Raw genomic sequence first — 19,667 nt, forward strand, 5'->3', positions numbered from 1 at the left:
GGTGCCGAGATCGGCATGGCCGAGAAGCGTCTGGATCACCCTGAGATCGGCGCCGCCCGCCAGCAGATGGGTGGCGAAGGCATGGCGCAGCACATGAGGCGTGACGCGGGCGGGCGACAGGCCGGCCTTCAGCGCCAGCGCCTTGATCAGCACGAAGAAGGACTGGCGGGTCATGTGGTTGCCCGCTCGGCTGGCCGGAAACAGATGTCTGGGCTGTGGCCTGCCCTGGGCCTGGAGTTCCGCCGCCTGGTGGTCCAGACAACCGAGCCAGGCTTTGATCGCCGCGCGGGCGGGGGGCGAGAGCGGCACCATCCGCTCTTTGCCGCCCTTGCCGCGCACGAGGATCATCGCCGGATCGCCGCGCACCGCCGCCTGCGGCAGCGCGACCAGTTCCGAGACCCGCATCCCTGTGGCGTAGAGCAGTTCGATCAGCGCGGTGTTGCGGGTGCATTCGGCGGGGCTGCGGCCATGGGTGCGGGCGGCGTCGATCAGTCGCGCCACCTCGTCTACGCTCAGGGTCTTCGGCAATTGCTGCGTCTTGCCGGGGCCGCTGATGCGCAGGGCGGGATTGTCCGCGCGCCAGCCCTCGGCGAAGGCGAAACGGTAAAGCTGGCGGACCGACGACAGCCGCCGGGCGCGGGTGGCTTTCGACAGGCCCTGGGCCTCGCAGAACACGAGCCATGCTTCGATCTCGCCGCGCCCGAGACTGGCAAGGTCGTGGCCCTGCGCCGCCGCCCAACCGGCGAAATCCTTCAGGTCGCGGCCGTAGCCGAGACGGGTGTTCTCGGCGGCGCCCGCCTCGGCGGCGATCGCGTCGAGGAAGGCGGAGATCCAGCGATATCCCGCGGGGGCGGCCATCGCCCTAGCCGCGCCGTTCTAGGATCATCAGTTCCAGCGCGGTGCGCCGCGCGACGCTCTCCAGCTTCACCTTGCGCAGAAGCGACAGGCCGCGGGTGACGCCGCTGGCATTGCCCTCTACCCCGCGCTGGATTTCCTCGATGGCGATCAGCAGCGCCTCGCCGAGGCGGCGGCCCTCGATCAGGCTTTTGGTCTCGTCCGAGAGTTCGGGGGCGAGGAAGGCGGGCGCGATGGCGCGGCCCATGCTGTCGGGCGGGCGCAGGCCGGCGATCTGGCCGGTGGCGAGGCCGGCGAGGAAGCTCTCGGCCTCGTCCACCGGCTTATGGGTGCGGGCGATCTTTTCGTAATGCGGCGACAGAAGGCCGATGCGGAAGGCGATCTTCGCCGCCTCGCCGGAAAGCGCGGTCTCGTTCAGCGCGGCGCCGTAGAGGAAGGCGAAGGGCACTTCCAGTTCCGCCTCCTGCATCCGCGCCCAGGCGGCGGGCAGGGTGGCGGCGATGCGGGCGGGATCGCCGGATTGCAGCGCGGCGTCGAAGGCCTGGAAGGCGCGCACCCGCTCCCACACCCCGCCCGAGGCGGCGGGGTCGCGTTCGGTGTAAAGCCCGAGCAACAGGTTCGGCGCGATGGTGCCCGCGCGGGTCAGCCGCTCGGCCGCTTCGATCTGCGCCTTCCAGCCGGCCTGGGGGCCGATCTCGGCCCAGGCGAAGGCGACGGGCAGCGTGCCGGTGGGGATGGTCTCGCCGATGGCCTCGTATAGCTTCCAGTCGAGCGGCGTCACCGGACTGGGCGGCAGCGGCAGCGGATCGGCCTCGAACAGATCGGGGTCGAGAAAGCGCGCAAGCAGCGCCGTCTGCGCCGCATCCACCTCGCCGAGCGCCCCGGCCGAGGAAAGCGTCAGCGCCGCCGCATCCCAGTCGCCGCCGCGGGCAAGACACAGGACGCGGGCCTGGAGCGTCGGCGCAAGGCCGGGGGCGGCCTGCATCCGCTGGCAGGCGCGATCCTCGTTGCCGGTCAGCAAAGCCACGTCGAAGGCGCGGCGGAACAGATCGGGCGTGTCGGTGCCGGCGATGTCGATCAGCGCCGCGGCCTGTTCCAGCGCGCCGATCAGCAAGAGCTTGTCGATCCGCGTGAGCAAAAGCTGGCCATGGCCGCCGCTGTCGATCGGGGGATCGGCCTCGGCCAGCAGCATGGTCAGGAAAAGCTGGCGCAAAGCGGGCAGGCTTTCCATCCGGTCGCGGAGGATGGCGCGCGAAATCTCGTCGCTCAGCCCCGCGCCCCACAGGTTTTTCGGCAGGCCCGAGACCGCGGGCGAGATCAGCCCGATCGCATCGGGCGAGGGGCCGTCGAGCGGCGTCGTCGCCACGCTTGCGGGCAGGGCGCCGCCGCTGGCGACCGGCGGCTCGTCGGGGCGGGCGGGGGCGGTGGGAGCTACGGGCAGGCTGACCGATTGCGACAGCCAGCCGATGGCCGAAAGCGGATCCTCGCCCGCCGCGCGCGCGCCCTGCGGCAGGAAAAGCCCGCCGGCGAGAAACCCGGCGAAGAGACCGGCGGCGAAGGGGCCGCCCGCGGGTCTTCGGCCCGGAAGGGGGCTGGCGCTCACGCCCGGGTCAGTTCGCATCCAGCACCACGGGCTTCGTGACCTCGCTCTGTTCGGGCGTCAGATCGACCAGATAGGCGTAGCCCGTCAGCGCGATGAAGCCCAGAATCGCCAGAACGAACAGTGCCTTGATGATCCGCCCCATTGTCTAAACCCTTGTATCTGCTCTGATCACTGCCCCGCGCGGGCGGGAAATGGCGGTGTTTTTCTTGCTGCCCGTTGCCCGCGCCCGGTGAATATATATGGCTTTCCTGGCAAGATCACGCCATTGAGACGCGAAAAGCGCGCGAAGCGCCGCGAGGGGACGGGTGCTCACGTGATGGTGAAGAAAATGTATGTTCTGAACAAGACCGTGGCCATGGTGGGGATGATGGGCGCGGGGAAAACCGCCGTGGGCACGGCGCTGGCGCGGCTCTTGAAAGTGCCGTTCCTCGACTCGGACGAAGAGATCGTCAAAGCCGCGCACCGCCCCATCGCCGAGATTTTCGAGCGCGACGGCGAGGCCTTTTTCCGCGACCGCGAATATGAGGTGATCGGGCGGCTGCTGCGCGGTGCGCCTTGCGTGCTCTCGACCGGCGGCGGCGCGTTTCTCTCGGAGCGCAACCGCGAACAGATCGGACGCGCCGGCATCTCGGTCTGGCTGCGCGCGGCGCCGGATCTGTTGTGGCAGCGGGTGCGCCACAAGACGACGCGGCCCTTGCTGCGCACCGCCAATCCGCGCCAGACGCTGATGGATCTGTGCCGCACGCGCGAGCCCTTCTATGCGATGGCCGATCTCGTGGTGGATTCGGCGGCGGAATATTCGGTCGAAGATATGGCGGTGCGGGTGGTTTCGGCGCTGAAGACCCGCCCCGACGTGTTGCAGGAGGGCTGAGACATGCTGAACAGGGTTCCCGTCAATCTGGGCGAGCGTTCCTATGAGGTGCGGATCGGCACCGGGCTGATCGACCGCGCCGGGGACGAGATCCGGCCGCTTCTGCGCCGCCCCAGGGTGGCGGTGGTGACGGATGAGACCGTCGCCGGGCTGCATCTGGAGCGGCTGGTGGCAGGGCTTGGCGGCATCGGGGTCTCGCATCTCGCGCTGCCGCCGGGCGAGGCGACCAAGGGCTGGGAACAATTCTCGCGAACCGTCGAATGGCTTTTGGAGCAGAAGGTCGAGCGGCGCGACATCGTGGTGGCCTTCGGCGGCGGGGTGATCGGCGATCTGGTCGGCTTTGCGGCGGCGGTTCTGCGCCGGGGCGTGCGTTTCGTGCAGATCCCGACCTCGCTGCTGGCGCAGGTCGATTCCAGCGTCGGTGGCAAGACCGGGATCAACACCGCGCAGGGCAAGAACCTCGTCGGCGCTTTCCATCAGCCCTCGCTTGTCCTCGCCGACATCGGCGTGCTGGAGACGCTGAGCCCCCGCGATTTCCTCGCGGGCTACGGCGAGGTGGTGAAATACGGCCTGCTGGGCGATGCGGCCTTCTTCGACTGGCTGGAGGCCGAGGGGCCGGCGCTGGCGGCGGGCGACCGCGAGGCACGGCTGCGGGCGGTCACCCGCTCGGTTGCGATGAAGGCCGGGATCGTCGAGCGCGACGAGACCGAAGAGGGCGAGCGGGCGCTTTTGAACCTCGGCCATACGTTCTGCCATGCGCTGGAAAAGGCGACCGGCTTTTCCGACCGGCTGCTTCATGGCGAGGGCGTCGCCATCGGCTGCGCGCTGGCGTTCGAACTCAGCCAGCGGCTCGGGCTGTGCAGCCAGGAAGCGCCCAGCCGGGTGCGCGCGCATCTGAAAGCCATGGGGATGAAGGTGGATCTTGCCGACATCCCGGGCGCCCTGCCGGGGGCCGAAGGGCTCCTTGATCTGATGGGCCAGGACAAGAAGGTCATCGATGGCAAGCTGCGCTTCATCCTTGCCCGCGGCATCGGCGAGGCTTTCGTGGCCGAGGATGTGCCGGGCGAGGCGGTGCTGGCAGTGCTGAACGACGCGCTGGTGCAGCGATGAACCTCGGCTATCTCTGCCTTGCGGGCGAGGGCGAGACCGATCTCGTCCTGCAACAGGTCGCCCGGCTGCTGGCGGCGCGGGGTGTGGTCACGGCGGGCGCGGTGCAGATCAACACCGCGCGTGAGGGGCGCGCGAAACCCGACATGGACCTGTTTCTGCTGCCCGACGGGCCGCTGATCCGCATCAGCGTTCAGCGCGGCGAGGCGGCTGCGGGCTGTCGTCTCGACACGGCGGCGCTGGAAGAGGCGGCGGTGATCGTGGCGCAGCGTCTGGCCGGTGCCGATGTGCTGATCGTCAACAAATTCGGCCAGCAGGAAGCGACGGGCCACGGGCTCGCGGACAGTATCGCGGCGGCGCTGGCGGCGGGAAAGCCGGTGCTGACCGGCACGGCAGAGCATTTCCTGCAAGGCTTCCTCGCCTGGGCGGAGGGGCATGAGACCGCCTTGCCCGCCGATGCCGGGGCCATCGCGGACTGGGTGTCGCAGGCGCGCGCGGGCCGGGATCCGGGCCGCCTCACCGGAAAGTGTTGACCGCCATAAGGCATCCCGCCATTGCGCGGCGCTGTTCTTCGCCGGATCTTTGTCGCAAATTCTCCTGGACGATCCGCGACGGAAGCCGCATGCGGCGGCGTTCCATCACAAGAACACAACGGGAAACCGCAGAAATTGAGCAGCCAGTCGCAACCCGATCTCGCCACTCTCGCACGTATGGGACAGAAACGCCGCAAGCGCGGCTGGATCTGGCTCCTGCTGGTCCTTGCGCTTGCCGCGGGCGTCGGCTGGTGGGTCTTCGGGCGTGAAAGCCAGACCAGCGTCAGCTACGACACGCGCGAGGTGACGCGCGGCGATCTGATGGTGACGGTGGTCGCCACCGGCACGGTGCAGCCCACGACCCAGGTCGAGATTTCCTCGGAACTCTCGGGCACGCTGGCCAGCGTCGATGCCGATTACAACGCCCAGGTCAGCGAGGGCCAGGTGCTGGCGCGGCTTGACGACACCAAGCTGGCGGCTCAGGTGCTGAACTCCGAGGCCAGCCTGATCGCGTCGCGCGCGCGCCTCGCCTCGGCCCAGGCGACGGCGACCGAAACCGCCGACGCCCTCGAATCCGCCGAGGCGCTGGACAAGCGCGGGCTGAACACCCGCAGCGTGATCATCGCCGCCCGCGCAGCCCATGACCGCGCGGTGGCCTCGGTCGAGATCGCCCGCGCCGATGTCAGCCTTGCCGAGGCCAATCTCGCCTCGGCCCGCGCCGATCTGGACAAGGCGGTGATCCGTTCGCCGATCAATGGCATCGTGCTGGACCGCGCGGCCGAAAAGGGCCAGATCGTCGCTGCCTCGCTCAATGCCCCGGTGCTGTTCACCCTGGCCGAGGATCTGCGCCGGATGGAGTTGCGCGTCTCGATCGACGAGGCCGATATCGGCCGCGTCCAGCTTGGACAGGAGGCGAGTTTTACCGTCGACGCCTGGGCCGGGCGCCGGTTCGAGGCGCAGATCGCCAGCCTGCGCTACGCCCCCGACGCGACAACGACCGATGTGGTCACCTATACCGCCGTCCTGACGGTCGAGAACGACGATCTTCTGCTGCGCCCCGGCATGACCGCCACCGCGACGATCACCGTCTCGCGCGAGGATGGCCAGTTGCTGGTGCCGATGGCGGCGCTGCGCTACTCGCCGCCCGCCACCGTCTCCACCGACCGCTCGGGCCGCGGGCTGATGGGCTATATCATGCCCTCGCCCCCGGGCCGCGACCGGCCGCGCACCGCCACCGGCGACGGATCGGGGGTCTGGGTCCTGCGCGGCGGCCAGCCGGTCAGGGTGCGCGCCACCCCCGGCGCGACCGACGGCAGCAACATCGTCGTGACCTCGGAAGAACTGCGGGAGGGCGATCAGGTGATCATCAGCCAGCGCGAGGCGCGCTGATGGAGCCGCCGCTGATCGAGTTCCGCAACGTCTCGCGGATCTATGGCGAGGGCGAGGCCGAGGTCCGCGCGCTCGACGGGGTGGATCTGATCATCCGGCGCGGCGAATTCGTCGCCATCATGGGGCCTTCGGGGTCGGGGAAATCGACCACGATGAACATCATCGGCTGCCTCGACCGGCCGACCTCGGGCGCCTGTCTGTTTGAGGGCACCGATGTGGGCGGCCTTTCGGGCGATGCGCTGGCGCTTTTGCGCCGCCATTATCTCGGCTTCGTGTTCCAGGGCTTCAACCTGCTGGCGCGCACCACCGCGCAGGAGAATGTCGAACTGCCGCTGATCTACAAGGGCCTGCCCGCCGCCGAGCGGGCGCGCGCGGCGAAGCTCGCGCTGGCGCGGGTCGGGCTGGAGGGGCGCGAGGGCCACGATCCCTCGCAGCTTTCGGGCGGCCAGCAGCAGCGCGTCGCCATCGCGCGGGCGCTGGCGGGGAACCCGACCGTGATCCTTGCCGACGAGCCGACTGGCAACCTCGACAGCCACCGCAGCCACGAGATCCTGACCCTGTTGCAGCAGCTCAACCGCGATGAGGGCATCACCATCGTCATGGTCACGCATGAGGCCGATATCGCCGCCTATGCGAGACGCCTCGTGGTCTTCACCGACGGCCGCATCACCCGCGACGAGGCGACTACGCCTGTGGGCGGGGCGACCACGCCTGCGGACGGGGCGGCCACGCCCGCGGAGGCCGTATCATGATCCTGGAAGCGGTCAGGCTGGCCCTGCGCTCGATCCTGCGAAACAAGCTGCGCTCGTTTCTCACCATCCTTGGCGTGGTGATCGGGGTGGGCGCGGTGATCGCGATGGTCACTGTGGGGCAGGGCTCGTCGCAGCAGGTGTCGCAATCGGTTTCGGGGCTGGGCTCCGACATGCTGGTGCTGCGTCCGGGCCAGCGCGGTTTCGGCCCCCAGACCAGCGGCGGCAACCGCCGCTTCAACCTGCGCGACGCCGATGCTTTGAGCGAGTTGCGCGAGGCGCGGCTGGTGGCGCCGGTCACCTCTTCCTCGGTCACGGCGGTCTACGGCAACACCAATGCCTCGACCCAGGTGACCGGCTCGAACGAGGCCTTCCTGGAGGTCGCCGGCTGGACCCTGGCTGATGGGCGCAACATGACCGCGGCCGAGGCGAGGGGCGGCGCGGCCTATTGCATCCTGGGCGACACGGTGCGCCAGAAGCTGTTCGGCGGCGGCGATGCCATCGGCGAGCAGATCCGGGTGAAGCAGATCTCGTGCCAGGTGATCGGCCTGTTGCAGGCCAAAGGCGCCAGCAGTTTCGGCAACGACCAGGACGATCTGATCATCATGCCGATCCGGCTGGTGCAGCGGCGGCTGAACGGCGACGGCGACGTGAATTCGATCCAGATCGCGCTGGCAAGCGGGGTGACGACCACCGAGGGCATCGCCGCGGTGCAGGATCTGATGCGCGACCGCCGCCGCATCGGCCTGGGCCAGGAAGACAATTTCAACGTCTCGGACATGCGCGAAGTGGCCGATATGCTGAATTCGGTCAATTCGGTGCTGTCGGGGATGCTGTCCTCGGTCGCGGCGGTCAGCCTGCTGGTTGGCGGGATCGGCATCATGAACATCATGCTGGTCTCGGTCACCGAGCGCACCCGCGAGATCGGCATCCGCCTTGCCATCGGCGCTACATCCGGGCAGGTGCTGACCCAGTTTCTGGTGGAGGCGGTGGTCCTCTCTCTGCTGGGCGGCGTGGTCGGGATCGGCGTCGGGCTGGCTCTGGCCTGGGGGGCGGGGATCTTCATGGCGATTCCCTTCGCGCCCGACCCGCTGGTGGTGCTGATGGCCTTCGGTTTCTCGGCGGTGGTGGGGGTGGTGTTCGGCTATTTCCCGGCCCGGCGCGCGGCGCGGCTCGACCCGATCGAGGCGCTGCGGCATCAGTAAAGCGGCGGGGTGGATTCGCATCTGGTGTTTCCATTTGCGAACCCGCGTGCTAGTCTTGGCGGATGAAGACCAGAGTGCAGAACGAAGCCGCCCGCATGACTCAGGCCCTGCGTGACGGCGGTGTGCGCGTCACCCGCCAGCGCGAGGCGCTGGTGAAGGTGCTGACGGAATCCGGCGATCATCCCGATGCGGCGGAGCTGCACCGCCGCGCCCAGGCCATCGACCGCACGGTCTCGCTGGCGACGGTCTATCGCACGCTGACCGTGCTGGAGCGCGAGGGCGTGATCCAGCGCCATTCCTTCGAGAATGCGCCGGCGCGGTTCGAAGTGGCCGAGCCGGGCCATCACGACCATATCCTCGATCTCGACAGCGGCGCGATCATCGAATTCCACAGCGAGAAGATCGAGGAATTGCAGCGCCAGATCGCCGCCGAGATGGGCTATGAGATCGTCCATCACCGGCTGGAGCTTTATTGCCGCAAGGCGTGAAGCGGCGCGCCTTGCGGCGCGCGGGGGGCTCTGCCCCCCGAACCCCCCGGGATATTTAGAGACAGAAAATGAGCAGGCCGGAGTTCATTCCGCCACATGCAGCGGTTTGGGGCGGGTTTCGGGCGCAAGGACGCGGGTGCGGAGGTCTGCGAGGGCGGCTTCGGTCTCATCAAGGCGCGCGGCCAGCGCCTCGGGGGCGGGCGGTGCGGGTTCCGTCTCGCCTTTGCCGATCAGGCCGCGGAAGGCCCAGGCCATCAGCCGCGACAGGTCGTCCATGATCAGATAGAAGGCCGGCACCACCACGAGGCTGAGCACCGTCGACATGATGATGCCGCCGGTCACCGCGATCGCCATCGGCGAGCGGAAGGTGCCGCCTTCGCCCACCCCCAGAGCCGAGGGCAGCATGCCCGCCGACATCGCGACAGAGGTCATCACGATGGGCCGCGCGCGTTTGTGGCCGGCCTCGACCACCGCGGCGACCCGTTCCATTCCGCGCGCCCGCATCTCGATGGCGAAGTCGATCAGCAGGATCGCGTTCTTGGTCACGATCCCCATCAGCATCAGGATCCCGATCAGCACCGGCATCGACACCGGATTGGCGGTGAGGATCAGTGCCGCCGCCACGCCGCCGATGGCGAGGGGCAGCGACAGAAGGATGGTGAAGGGCTGGATCACCGAGCGGAACAGCAGGATCAGCACCGCGAGCACCAGCATCAGCCCCATGATCATCGCATTGCCGAAGCTCTGCACCAGTTCGGCCTGGACCTCGGCATCGCCCGAAGGGCGGACCTCGACGCCCGCGGGCAGGGTGAGGCCCGCGACCACCTGCTCGAACCGCGCCGTCGCGTCGTTGAGCGCGACACCGGGCGGCAGATCGGCGCCGAGCTTCGCTACCCTGAGCCGGTTCAGCCGTTTGATCTGCGCCGGGCCTTCGGAAATGGTCAGATCGGCCACCGCCGAGAGCGGCACCTGGCCGCCGCGCGCCGTGGGCACCTTCAGCGCGGCGATCCGGCCGAGGTCCTGGCGCGCCTCGTCCTTCAGCCGGACCCGGACCGGGATCAGCCGGTTCTCCATCGACAGTTTCGCCAGCGCCGCATCCTGATCGCCGATGGTCGCCACCCTCAGCGTCGCGGCCAGCGCCTGGGTCGTCACCCCAAGCCGCGCGGCCTCATCGAGCCGCGGCGTCACCCGGATCTCGGGGCGCGGCAGGCTGCTTTCGGTCGAGACGTTCGACAGCAGGGGCTCGCCCGCCAGCGCGGCCTCGATCATCGCGGTGGCCTGCGACAGCGCGGCCTCGTCCTGCGAGAGCACGTCATAGGCGACCGGGCGGCCGCCCGGGCCGGGGCCGCCCAGCTTGAAGGCGCGCAGATCGGGCACGCGGGCGAGGCGGCGGAACACCTCGGTCTCGATCTCCTGCTGCGGCACGGTGCGGCCTTCCGAGGGCAGGCTGATACGGTCGCCGATCAGCGGCAGCGCCGAGAGGAGTTCGACCGCCTTGCGTACAAGGCTCACATCGCGGCGGTCGAGCAGCACGATCATATTGGCGCGGCGGATCTCACGGTCGCCGAGCGGCGACGAGCCGCCGATCACCAGCACATTGGCGATGCCGGGGATGTCGGCGATGGCCGCGCGCATCGCCTCGGTGGTGCGGTCGGTTTCTGCGAGCGTCGATCCCGGCGGCAGTTCGACGGAAATCGCGAAGCGGCTTTCGTCGTCGGGCGGAAACAGATTGCCGGGGATGCGGATCATGGCGATCACCGAGACCACGACGACGAGGATGGCGACCGCCATGGTCAGGTAATAGGCCGGAAAACGGATGCGGCCGATCCGCGGCGTGGCGGTGGTGTGGCGCACGAGCCAGAGATAGCCGCGCATGAAAGGCCCGTCGCGGTGGTCGTCGGAATGGCCCTCGGCGTCTTTGGCGCGCATCAGGTAAGCTGCCATCATCGGCGTGATCAGCCGCGCGACCAGCAGCGAGAACATCACCGCCACCGCCACCGTCAGCCCGAACTGGCGGAAATACTGCCCCGGAATCCCGGGCATGAAGCTGACCGGCACGAAGACCGCGATGATCGTGGCCGAGGTCGAGATCACCGCCAGCCCGATCTCGTCCGCCGCGTCGATCGAGGCCCGCCAGGGCGTCTTGCCCATCCGCATATGCCGCGCGATGTTCTCGATCTCGACGATGGCGTCATCGACGAGGATCCCGGTCGCCAGCGTCAGCGCGAGGAAAGAGATCAGGTTCAGCGAGAAGCCGATCAGATCCATGATCAGGAAGGTCGGCACCGCCGAGAGCGGCAGAGCGACCGCGGCGATGAAGGTCGCGCGCCAGTTCTTGAGGAAGGCCAGCACCACCAGAACGGCAAGGATCGAGCCCTCCATCAGCGTATGCAGCGCGGCCTCGTAATTGCCGCGGGTGAAATAGACCTGATCGTCGAGAAGCCGCATCTCCACATCGGGGTGGCCGGTGCCGACCTCGGCCAGCGCGGTTTCCACCGTTTCGGCGACCGAGACCTCCGAGGCGCCCTTGGCGCGGTAGACCGACATCACCACGATGGGCTGGCCGTCCTGGCGGCCGAAACTCTTCGGGTCGTCGTAGCTGTCGATCACTTCACCGAGGTCCGAGAGCCGGACATGGCGGCCGTTCGGCAGCGAGATGGTGGTTGCGGCCAGCCGCTCCACCGTCTGCTGGTTGCCGAGGGTGCGGATCGACTGTTCGCCCGCGCCGATCTCGGCCTTGCCCGAGCCGACATCGGCATTCGTCAGCGCGACCTGCTGGCTGACCGCGGCGGCGGTGATGCCGTAACTGCCGAGGCGAATGGGGTCCAGCTCCACCCGGATCTCGCGGTCCACCCCGCCGTAGCGGTCGACGCGGCCGATGCCGGGACGGCCCTGGAGCGCGCGGGTCAGCGTGTCGTCGACGAACCAGGAAAGCTCCTCGATGGTGCGGCCGGGAGAGGAGACGGCGTAAGTCAGGATCGCCTGGCCCTCGACATCGACTTTGGCGACGATGGGGGTTTCGACATCGGCGGGCAGGTCGGTGCGGATGCGGTCGATGGCGTCCTTGGTGTCCTGGACCGCCGTTTCGGTCGGCACCTCCATGCGGAATTCGATCAGCGTGGTGGAAAGGCCGTCGTTGACGTTCGAGGTGACGTTCTTGACGCCGTTGATCCCGGCGACCGCATCCTCGACCTCTTTCGTCACCTGGGTTTCCAGCTCGGACGGCGCCGCCCCGGCCTGGATCACCGTGACCGAGACGATAGGCACGTCGATATTGGGGAAACGGGTGACGGGCAGGGTCATGAAACTCTGCCAGCCCAGCACCATCAGCATGAAAAAGCCAAGGATCGGCGCCACCGGATTGCGGATCGCCCAGGCCGAGAAATTCATCGCCGCCCCCTCAGTTCAATGCCGCGACCGGAGTGATCCGGTCGCCGTCGCGCAGGAAGGAACCGGCTTTCGTCACCACCAGATCGCCGGCGGTCAGCCCCGAGGTGATCTCGACCAGGCCGCCGTCGCGGATGCCGGTGGTCACGGTGACCTGTTCGACGCGGGTTTCGCGCACCCGCAGGACGGTCTCGCGGCCCCCGGTCGTGCCGATGGCGCTGATGGGCAGGGCCAGCGCCTCGCGCTCGGCGGTGATGATGGCGGCTTCGGCGAACATGCCGGCGCGCAGGCCGGGGGTGGCGGGCAACTCGATACGGGCGCGGCCCAGCCGGGTGGCGGGGTCGATGGCGGGCTCGATCAGGCGGACGCGGCCCGCGATGGGGGCTTTGAGCCCGACCAGCCGCAGATCCGCCTTCTGACCGGGTTCAAGCCGCATGAGATCGGCCTCGGAGAGGTCCGCGCGCAGTTCCAGCGCGCCGTCCTTCTCCAGCACGAACATCGGCTGGCCCTGGGCCGAGGCGACAGCGCCGAGCGTGGCGTTCCTCGCGGTGACGCGGCCGCCGTAGGGGGCCTTCACCTCGGTGCGGGTCAGCATCAGCTCGACATTGGCAAGCTGCGCTTCGGCCAGCGCAAGCTGGGCCTCGGCGGCGGCCCCGGCCTCGCGCGCCAGTTCCACCCGCGCATTCGCCGCCAAAGCGCCGGCGGTCGCGCTGTCGAGCGCGGCCTGGCTGGCGCTGCCCTGTTCGCGCAGTTGTTTGGTGCGCGCGGCCACCCGGTCGGCCTCGGCGGCGGCCGCTTCGGCCTCGATCTTCTGCGCCGCGGCCTGGGCGATGGCGGCGCGCGCCGCGGCCAAAGTCGCGAGGCTTTGCGATTTCTGCAATTCCAGCGTGGTTTTCGACAGCACCGCCAGCACGTCGCCGGCTGCGACGGTATCGCCGACATCGGCGCGCAAAGCCTCGATCGGCTGGCCCTCGATCAGCGGCTGGACCAGAACTTCCTCGACCGGGGCGATCAGCCCGCTGGCCCAGACCCGCCCGGTCAGCGCCGCGGGCCGGACCTCGGAGACCTGGATCGCCGGGCCCGCCTCTTCCGCGGCGGCGGCAAGCGGCAGGACGAGGGCAAGGATCAGGGAAAGGCGGCGCATGTCTCAGCCTCCGGCAACGGGGATGTCGTCGATCACGCGGTCGATCCCGCGCAGGATCAGTCCGGTCAGCACCGGATCGGGGCTCAGGTCGCTGCGCTGACCGAAGCCCCGGATCACCAGCACGATATAACGGGCATGCGCGCCATAGCGGGCGCGGCATTCGTCCGCATCCAGCCCCGAGACCCGCGCGAAGACCTCGATCAGCAGCGCGGCGACGGTCTCTTCCATCTGCGCGCAGGCCGAGGCCACGTCCGACTGGCGCAAAGCGGCGGCCGAGATTTCCGCCATAAGCCGGCAGTCGTCCACCTCCATCGTGTCGAGATGCTCCGCGATCCCGGCCCTGAGCGCGGCAAGCCGGTCGGGCGCGTCGATCACCGCCTGGAATTTGGCGCGGATCTCTGCGATGTCCTGAGCGACCAGCGCCTCGACGATGGCGGTTTTCGACGGGAAATAGCGGTAGAAATTGCCCGCGCTCATCCCCGCTTCGCGCGCGAGGTCGTTCATCGAGGCGCCGTCGAACCCCTTGCGGGCGAAGGCGGCGCGGATCAGGCCGAGGATCTCGGCCCCGCGCTCAATCTGCTGGGTGGTCGGGGGCAGGGGCATCAGATCCGTGGAGTGAATGAATGTTCATTCTCATTTTGCCGGGGCTTTGCATCGCGCGCAAGAGGGTTTTCCGCGTTCAAACCCCGGGGCGGGGCTTGGCAGGGGGCGGATTTTCGCGCAAGTCAGCGCGCAAGAGCGAGGTAAGGCGATGACGGAACGGTTCGGGTTCACGCTGAAGGCGACAGACGGCAAAGCGCGCACCGGCGTGATCCATACGCCCAGGGGCGAGATCCGCACGCCCGCCTTCATGCCGGTCGGCACCGCGGCGACGGTGAAGGCGATGCTGCCGGGATCGGTGCGCGAGACCGGGGCGGATATCCTGCTGGGCAACACCTATCACCTGATGCTGCGCCCCGGGGCAGAGCGGATCGCGCGGCTCGGGGGCCTGCACCGTTTCATGAACTGGGAGCGGCCGATCCTGACCGACTCGGGCGGTTTCCAGGTGATGAGCCTCGCGAGCCTGCGCAAGCTGACCGAGGAAGGCGTGCGGTTTTCCTCGCATATCGACGGCTCAAAGCACATGCTCAGCCCCGAGCGCAGCATGGAGATCCAGAAGCTCCTCGGCTCGGATATCGTGATGTGTTTCGACGAATGCCCGGCACTGCCCGCCACCGACGAGGTGGTGGCGAAGTCGATGCGTCTGTCGATGCGGTGGGCGCAGCGCTCGCGCGATGCGTTCGGCGACCGGCCTGGCCATGCGCTTTTCGGCATCATGCAGGGCGGCGTGACGCGCGATTTGCGCGAGGAATCGGCGAAGGCGCTGGTGGAGATCGGCTTTGATGGCTACGCCGTCGGCGGCCTTGCCGTGGGCGAGGGGCAGGAGGCGATGTTCGATGTGCTCGATTATGCGCCCGGTTTCCTGCCCGAAGACAAGCCGCGCTACCTGATGGGGGTGGGCAAGCCCGACGATATCGTCGGCGCGGTCGAGCGCGGCATCGACATGATGGATTGCGTGCTGCCCTCGCGCTCGGGCCGCACCGGCCAGGCCTGGACGCGGCGCGGTCAGGTCAATCTCAGGAACGCCCGCCACCAGGACGACCCGCGCCCGCTGGACGAGGATTGCACCTGCCCGGCCTGTCGCGGCTATTCGCGCGCCTATCTGCACCATGTGCTGCGCGCGCAGGAGATCATCGCCTCGATGCTGCTGACCTGGCACAACCTGCATTACTATCAGGAGCTGATGCAGGGCCTGCGCGACGCCATCGCCGAGGGGCGGCTGGCGGCTTTCGTGGCCGGTTTCCATGCGCAGCGCGCCGGGGGCGATATCGGGCCGCTGTGACTAAAGACCGAACGGCACCAGCTGGCGGGTGGCCATCAGCCGCAGGATAAGCTCCCACCCCCGGTTGCCACCCGCTTCGGCTGGCTGCGAGGGCGCGATCAGCCAGGCCACGGGCACACCCTGATCGCTGGCTCCGGTGGCGGCGGGGCCGAGCGTGGCCCCGAAGCTGCGCCCGTCGGACAGCGGGAATTCGTCCCAGATCCGCCGCATCCTTTCGGCGGCCTGCGCCGCCATCGGCGCGGTGTCGAAGGAAAACACGGCGGCGATCAGGTCCTGGCCCTGATCGAAGAGATCAATGATCAGCCCGATCCGCCAGGGCGGCAGGCCCGTGCCGGGCGGGGCGGCGGACAGATCGCCCTGCGCGTTCAGCAGCAGGGCCTGCACCGCCAGCGCGCCCCCGGCGACCGGCAGCGCGGCCAGCGCCTCTGCCAGATCGGGGTGGCCGACCGGCTCGCCGCCACCGCCGGTCAGCGCCTCAAGCATCGGCCAGGCGGCGGCGTAATACAGCCGGTCGCCCCGGATCGCGATCCGCGCGCTCTTGCCCACCAGCCCGCCGAACGGATCGGCGGGGTTGCGCGCGGCAAGGTCGATGGCCAGATCCGTCTCGCCGCGCCACCAGACGCTGATATCCTTGCGCACCGCCTGGGTATAGCCGGTCTGGGACAGCGCCCGCGCCACATCCTTTCCCTTGCCCGGGCCGAGTTCGAGGATCGCCCCCGCCTCGGGCGCGGCTTCGATCACCACATAGCGCAGGATGTCGCCGGGGCCGAAGCTGACCCGCTCGGCCCATCGGCCCTCAAGCCCCGGCCCCATTTGCTCGGCCCCGAACGGACGGCTGAGCCGGCGCCAGCGCCCGCCGGGCGCCGCCAGCGCCGCCGCGCCCGTATCGCCCCAGTGGATCAGCGCGGGGGTGTCGTCCTGTGTCCGGCGAAACAGCGCGCGCGGCACCTCGGACAGATCCGCCTGCAATGCGGCGAAAGCCGCGCCCGGCTGCGCCCGTGCCGGTTTCAGCCCGGCTGAGAGGGGCAGGGCGAGCGCGGCGCTCAGCAAGTCGCGGCGTGTCGGCATCGGTGGCCCCCTCGGCAGGAAGAGTGATCCGATGCTGCCAGCCGCGCCCGGTTCCCGCAAGCCGGGGAAAACCCGCCCCCCTGGTGCCGCACGGATCACGATCTTCTGCCCTTGCGGTCGGTCTGGTTCGGCGGCAGATTGGCAGTGCAGGGGAATGACAGGCCCCCTGCTTGAAAATCATGCGGGCGCAGCACAGATTAACACCCAATCCGCAGGAGATGGCGATGGCTGCCGATGCCCGGGGCCGCACCATCTGCCGAGAAGAAGGATGACCTATGAGCAATACCGTCACCAGCTACCCTGTCCTGCCGCTTCGCGACATCGTGGTTTTCCCGCATATGATCGTGCCGCTTTTCGTCGGCCGGGAAAAATCGGTCCGGGCGCTGGAAGAGGTCATGCAGGAGGATCGCCAGATCCTGTTGTCGAGCCAGATCGACCCGACGGTGGATGACCCGACCCATGACGGGATCTACCGCACCGGCGTTCTGGCCAATGTGCTTCAGCTGCTGAAACTGCCCGATGGCACCGTCAAGGTGCTGGTCGAGGGCAGATCGCGGGTGAAGATCACCGAATTCATCGAAAACCCGGCCTATTTCGAGGCCTCGGTCGAACTTCTGGACGAAGCGGCCGGCGATCCCTCGTCGGTCGAGGCGCTGGTGCGCGCCGTCGGCGAGGAATTCGAGCGTTACGCCAAGATCAAGAAGAACATCCCCGAAGAGGCGATGGCCGCGGTCTCGGAAACCCGCGAGCCCGCGCGGCTGGCCGATCTGGTCGCCGGCCATCTGGGGATCGACGTTGCGCAGAAGCAGGATCTGCTGGAGACCCTGGTGGTCGCCGAGCGGCTTGAGAAGGTCTACGGCCAGATGCAGGGCGAATTGTCCGTGCTTCAGGTCGAGAAGAAGATCAAGTCGCGCGTCAAGACCCAGATGGAGAAGACGCAACGCGAATATTATCTGAATGAGCAGATGAAGGCCATTCAGAAGGAACTCGGCGACGGCGAGGACGGCCAGAACGAGATCGCCGAACTGGAAGAGCGGATCCGCAAGACCCAGCTCTCCAAAGAGGCGAAGGAAAAGGCCGAGGCCGAGCTGAAGAAGCTGAAGTCGATGTCTCCGATGTCGGCCGAGGCCACCGTCGTGCGCAACTATCTCGACTGGCTTCTGGGCGTGCCCTGGGGCGTGAAATCGCGCACCAAGAAGGATCTGCCCGCGGCGCAGAAAGTGCTCGATTCCGACCATTACGGGCTGGAGAAGGTCAAGGAGCGCATCGTCGAATATCTCGCCGTCCAGGCCCGGGCGACGAAGCTGAAAGGCCCGATCCTCTGCCTCGTCGGCCCGCCCGGCGTGGGTAAGACCTCGCTTGGCCGCTCGGTTGCGAAAGCCACGGGGCGCGAATTCATCCGCATCTCGCTTGGCGGCGTGAGGGACGAATCCGAGATCCGCGGCCACCGGCGCACCTATATCGGCTCGATGCCCGGCAAGATCATCCAGGCGCTGAAAAAGGCCAAGACCACCAATCCGCTGATCCTGCTCGATGAGATCGACAAGATGGGCCAGGATTTCCGCGGCGACCCGGCCTCGGCGCTCTTGGAGGTGCTGGACCCGGAACAGAACTCGACCTTCGTCGACCACTATCTCGAAGTGGAATACGATCTGTCGAACGTGATGTTCATCACCACGGCGAACAGCTACAACATGCCCGGCCCGCTGCTCGACCGGATGGAGATCATCCCGCTCTCGGGCTATACCGAGGATGAAAAGCGCGAGATCGCCCGCCAGTATCTGCTTCCCAAGCAGATCAGGGCGAACGGGCTGAAGAAGGGCGAATTCTCGGTCGCCGACGAGACGCTGAACCACGTCATCCGCTATTACACGCGCGAGGCCGGGGTGCGGAATCTTGAGCGCGAGATCGCCAAGCTGGCCCGCAAGGCGGTGACAGAGATCCTGAAAGGCCAGGCGAAGTCCATCGAGGTGACGCCCGCGAAGGCCGAGGAATATCTCGGCGTGCGCCGCTTCCGTTACGGTCTGGCCGAGAAAGAGGATCAGGTCGGCGTGGTCACGGGCCTCGCCTGGACTTCCGTCGGCGGCGATCTCTTGCATATCGAGGCGCTGAAACTGCCCGGCAAGGGGCGGATGAAGACCACCGGGAAACTGGGCGATGTGATGAAGGAATCCATCGACGCGGCCTCGTCTTATGTCCGCTCGATCTCGCCGCAGCTTGGGGTGAAACCGCCGAAGTTCGACACGACCGACATCCATGTCCACGTGCCGGACGGGGCGACGCCGAAGGATGGGCCGTCGGCCGGTCTCGCCATGGTCACCGCCATCGTCTCGGCGCTGACCGGCATCCCGGTGCGCAAAGACATCGCCATGACCGGCGAGGTTTCGTTGCGTGGGAATGCGATGGCGATCGGCGGGCTGAAAGAGAAGCTGCTCGCGGCGCTGCGGGGCGGGATCCGCACCGTCTTCATCCCCGAGGAGAACGAGAAGGACCTCGCCGACATCCCCGCCAACGTCAAGGAGGGGCTGGAGATCGTGCCGGTCACCCATGTGCGCGAGGTGCTCTCCCGCGCGCTGCTGCGTCAGCCCGAGCCGGTGGTCTGGGACGAAGAGGCCGAGGAAGCCGCCGCCGCCGCCCGCCGCGCCGCGGGCGACGAGAGGGTGCAGGTCGCGCATTGAGCGCTTCCCCGTTGTAACGGCCAGACGCGGCGGGATGACCCGCCGCGTTTTTTTATCAGAGCGCAGCCGTGGTGCCGCATCTTGAGAGGGATTTGTTGCACGGCAAAGTCATCCCGTTTCCGAGTGACGTGACAGCGGCTTCGATGACCTCGCCATCGCTGCCACGGCCGCTTCCCTGATCGACTGCCGGGCGCTTTTCATGAAGAAGCCCCGGATCACCTAAGTGCCGGGGCGTTCTACATAAAATGGTGGGCGATAACGGATTTGAACCGCTGACATCTTCGATGTGAACGAAGCGCTCTACCGCTGAGCTAATCGCCCGATAGGGGGCTTTTAGCCATCCTCGCCGGGCTCTGCAACCCCCTCTTTCGCCTTGCCGGACAGCTTGGCGGGCCCGCCGCGTTTCAGCTTCAGCGTCAGCACCGACTGGCCGCCCTTGTCCGCGGTTTTCACCACTTTCGCACGTCCGAAACCCGGCAGATTGAGCTCCTCGCCGCGGTCCAGCGCGGCGCCGATCTCGTTCAGCAGGGCTTCAACCGTCTCGCGCACCGCTTTTTTCGGCGCGCTGCTCTGCTCCGCGACTTTCTCTACCAGCTCCTTCAGACGCAGGCCCGGAGTCTTCACCTTCGCCGCCATCACCTCCCCGGCCGCGTCTGCGACAACCGGCGCGGCTTCGGTCGGCTTTTTCTTCGTCGCCATGGAACTCAT

Annotated in this window: 17 protein-coding genes and 1 tRNA gene; 9 read left to right on the forward strand and 9 right to left on the reverse strand. The window is 68.1% G+C overall.

Features of this window, described 5'->3' with window-relative positions:
* The 3 genes from XINFAN_RS17205 to XINFAN_RS22425 all read right to left on the reverse strand — a co-directional run.
* On the reverse strand, positions 1–858 hold an 858-nt coding region (locus XINFAN_RS17205; RefSeq protein ID WP_124088106.1), incomplete at its 3' end, for a tyrosine recombinase.
* Between the two features lie 4 nt (positions 859–862).
* Positions 863–2,458: a hypothetical protein gene (locus XINFAN_RS17210; RefSeq protein ID WP_124088107.1), complete on the reverse strand. Its 1,596-nt coding sequence runs from the start codon at positions 2,456–2,458 to the stop codon at positions 863–865.
* A gap of 7 nt (positions 2,459–2,465) precedes the next feature.
* Complete coding sequence (locus XINFAN_RS22425; RefSeq protein WP_267898360.1) at positions 2,466–2,600, reverse strand: hypothetical protein; 135 nt, start codon at positions 2,598–2,600, stop codon at positions 2,466–2,468.
* A gap of 174 nt (positions 2,601–2,774) precedes the next feature.
* Between XINFAN_RS22425 and XINFAN_RS17215 the strand changes: the two genes are divergently transcribed.
* The 7 genes from XINFAN_RS17215 to XINFAN_RS17245 all read left to right on the forward strand — a co-directional run bounded on the left by XINFAN_RS17215 (position 2,775) and on the right by XINFAN_RS17245 (position 8,800).
* Positions 2,775–3,329 carry a shikimate kinase gene (locus XINFAN_RS17215; RefSeq protein ID WP_233352301.1) on the forward strand — a complete coding sequence of 185 codons (555 nt, stop codon included), beginning with the start codon at positions 2,775–2,777 and terminating at the stop codon, positions 3,327–3,329.
* Between the two features lie 3 nt (positions 3,330–3,332).
* The gene (gene aroB, locus XINFAN_RS17220; protein ID WP_124088108.1) at positions 3,333–4,439 is read left to right on the forward strand and encodes a 3-dehydroquinate synthase; all 1,107 of its coding nucleotides are present in this window, start codon (positions 3,333–3,335) and stop codon (positions 4,437–4,439) included.
* The gene (locus XINFAN_RS17225) at positions 4,436–4,969 is read left to right on the forward strand and encodes a DUF2478 domain-containing protein (RefSeq protein WP_124088109.1); all 534 of its coding nucleotides are present in this window, start codon (positions 4,436–4,438) and stop codon (positions 4,967–4,969) included. Before aroB ends, XINFAN_RS17225 begins: the two co-directional genes overlap by 4 nt.
* A 135-nt stretch (positions 4,970–5,104) precedes the next feature.
* Positions 5,105–6,358 carry an efflux RND transporter periplasmic adaptor subunit gene (locus XINFAN_RS17230; RefSeq protein WP_233352303.1) on the forward strand — a complete coding sequence of 418 codons (1,254 nt, stop codon included), beginning with the start codon at positions 5,105–5,107 and terminating at the stop codon, positions 6,356–6,358.
* Complete coding sequence (locus XINFAN_RS17235; protein WP_435530878.1) at positions 6,355–7,110, forward strand: ABC transporter ATP-binding protein; 756 nt, start codon at positions 6,355–6,357, stop codon at positions 7,108–7,110. Before XINFAN_RS17230 ends, XINFAN_RS17235 begins: the two co-directional genes overlap by 4 nt.
* On the forward strand, positions 7,107–8,312 hold the full coding sequence (locus tag XINFAN_RS17240) for an ABC transporter permease (protein WP_124088111.1): 1,206 nt from the start codon (positions 7,107–7,109) through the stop codon (positions 8,310–8,312). The genes XINFAN_RS17235 and XINFAN_RS17240 overlap by 4 nt, the downstream gene beginning before the upstream one ends.
* Positions 8,313–8,407: 95 nt before the next feature.
* Complete coding sequence (locus XINFAN_RS17245) at positions 8,408–8,800, forward strand: Fur family transcriptional regulator (RefSeq protein ID WP_124088112.1); 393 nt, start codon at positions 8,408–8,410, stop codon at positions 8,798–8,800.
* 84 nt (positions 8,801–8,884) lie between these two features.
* Here XINFAN_RS17245 and XINFAN_RS17250 read toward each other — a convergent pair whose 3' ends face one another.
* Genes XINFAN_RS17250 through XINFAN_RS22020 form a run of 3 tightly spaced genes read right to left on the reverse strand, consistent with a single transcriptional unit; the run spans position 8,885 to position 13,934 of the window.
* Entirely contained in the window at positions 8,885–12,190 is a 3,306-nt protein-coding gene (locus XINFAN_RS17250) for an efflux RND transporter permease subunit (RefSeq protein WP_124088113.1), read from the reverse strand.
* Between the two features lie 10 nt (positions 12,191–12,200).
* Entirely contained in the window at positions 12,201–13,331 is a 1,131-nt protein-coding gene (locus tag XINFAN_RS17255) for an efflux RND transporter periplasmic adaptor subunit (RefSeq protein WP_124088114.1), read from the reverse strand.
* Positions 13,332–13,334: 3 nt separating this feature from the next.
* Positions 13,335–13,934 (reverse strand): TetR/AcrR family transcriptional regulator, encoded by a 600-nt coding sequence (locus XINFAN_RS22020; RefSeq protein ID WP_199286454.1) that lies wholly within the window; start codon positions 13,932–13,934, stop codon positions 13,335–13,337.
* A gap of 148 nt (positions 13,935–14,082) precedes the next feature.
* On the opposite strand from XINFAN_RS22020, the gene tgt reads away from it, so the two are divergent.
* Positions 14,083–15,213, forward strand: coding sequence for a tRNA guanosine(34) transglycosylase Tgt (gene tgt / locus XINFAN_RS17265; RefSeq protein ID WP_124088115.1), 1,131 nt, complete (start codon positions 14,083–14,085; stop codon positions 15,211–15,213).
* On the opposite strand, the gene XINFAN_RS17270 is transcribed toward tgt, so the two are convergent.
* Positions 15,214–16,281: a hypothetical protein gene (locus XINFAN_RS17270; protein WP_124088116.1), complete on the reverse strand. Its 1,068-nt coding sequence runs from the start codon at positions 16,279–16,281 to the stop codon at positions 15,214–15,216.
* A 275-nt stretch (positions 16,282–16,556) separates the two neighbouring features.
* Here XINFAN_RS17270 and lon point away from each other — a divergent pair, with 275 nt between their 5' ends.
* Positions 16,557–18,959: an endopeptidase La gene (gene lon, locus XINFAN_RS17275; protein WP_124088117.1), complete on the forward strand. Its 2,403-nt coding sequence runs from the start codon at positions 16,557–16,559 to the stop codon at positions 18,957–18,959.
* A gap of 246 nt (positions 18,960–19,205) precedes the next feature.
* Here lon and XINFAN_RS17280 read toward each other — a convergent pair.
* Both XINFAN_RS17280 and XINFAN_RS17285 read right to left on the reverse strand, forming a co-directional pair.
* Positions 19,206–19,280 (reverse strand) — tRNA-Val (locus XINFAN_RS17280).
* 12 nt (positions 19,281–19,292) lie between these two features.
* Positions 19,293–19,658, reverse strand: a complete 366-nt coding sequence (locus tag XINFAN_RS17285; RefSeq protein ID WP_160144650.1) for an HU family DNA-binding protein — start codon at positions 19,656–19,658, stop codon at positions 19,293–19,295.
* Between the last annotated feature and the right edge of the window lie 9 nt (positions 19,659–19,667).

This window comes from Pseudogemmobacter humi (assembly GCF_900609055.1).
GTDB classification, from domain to species: Bacteria; Pseudomonadota; Alphaproteobacteria; order Rhodobacterales; family Rhodobacteraceae; genus Pseudogemmobacter; species Pseudogemmobacter humi.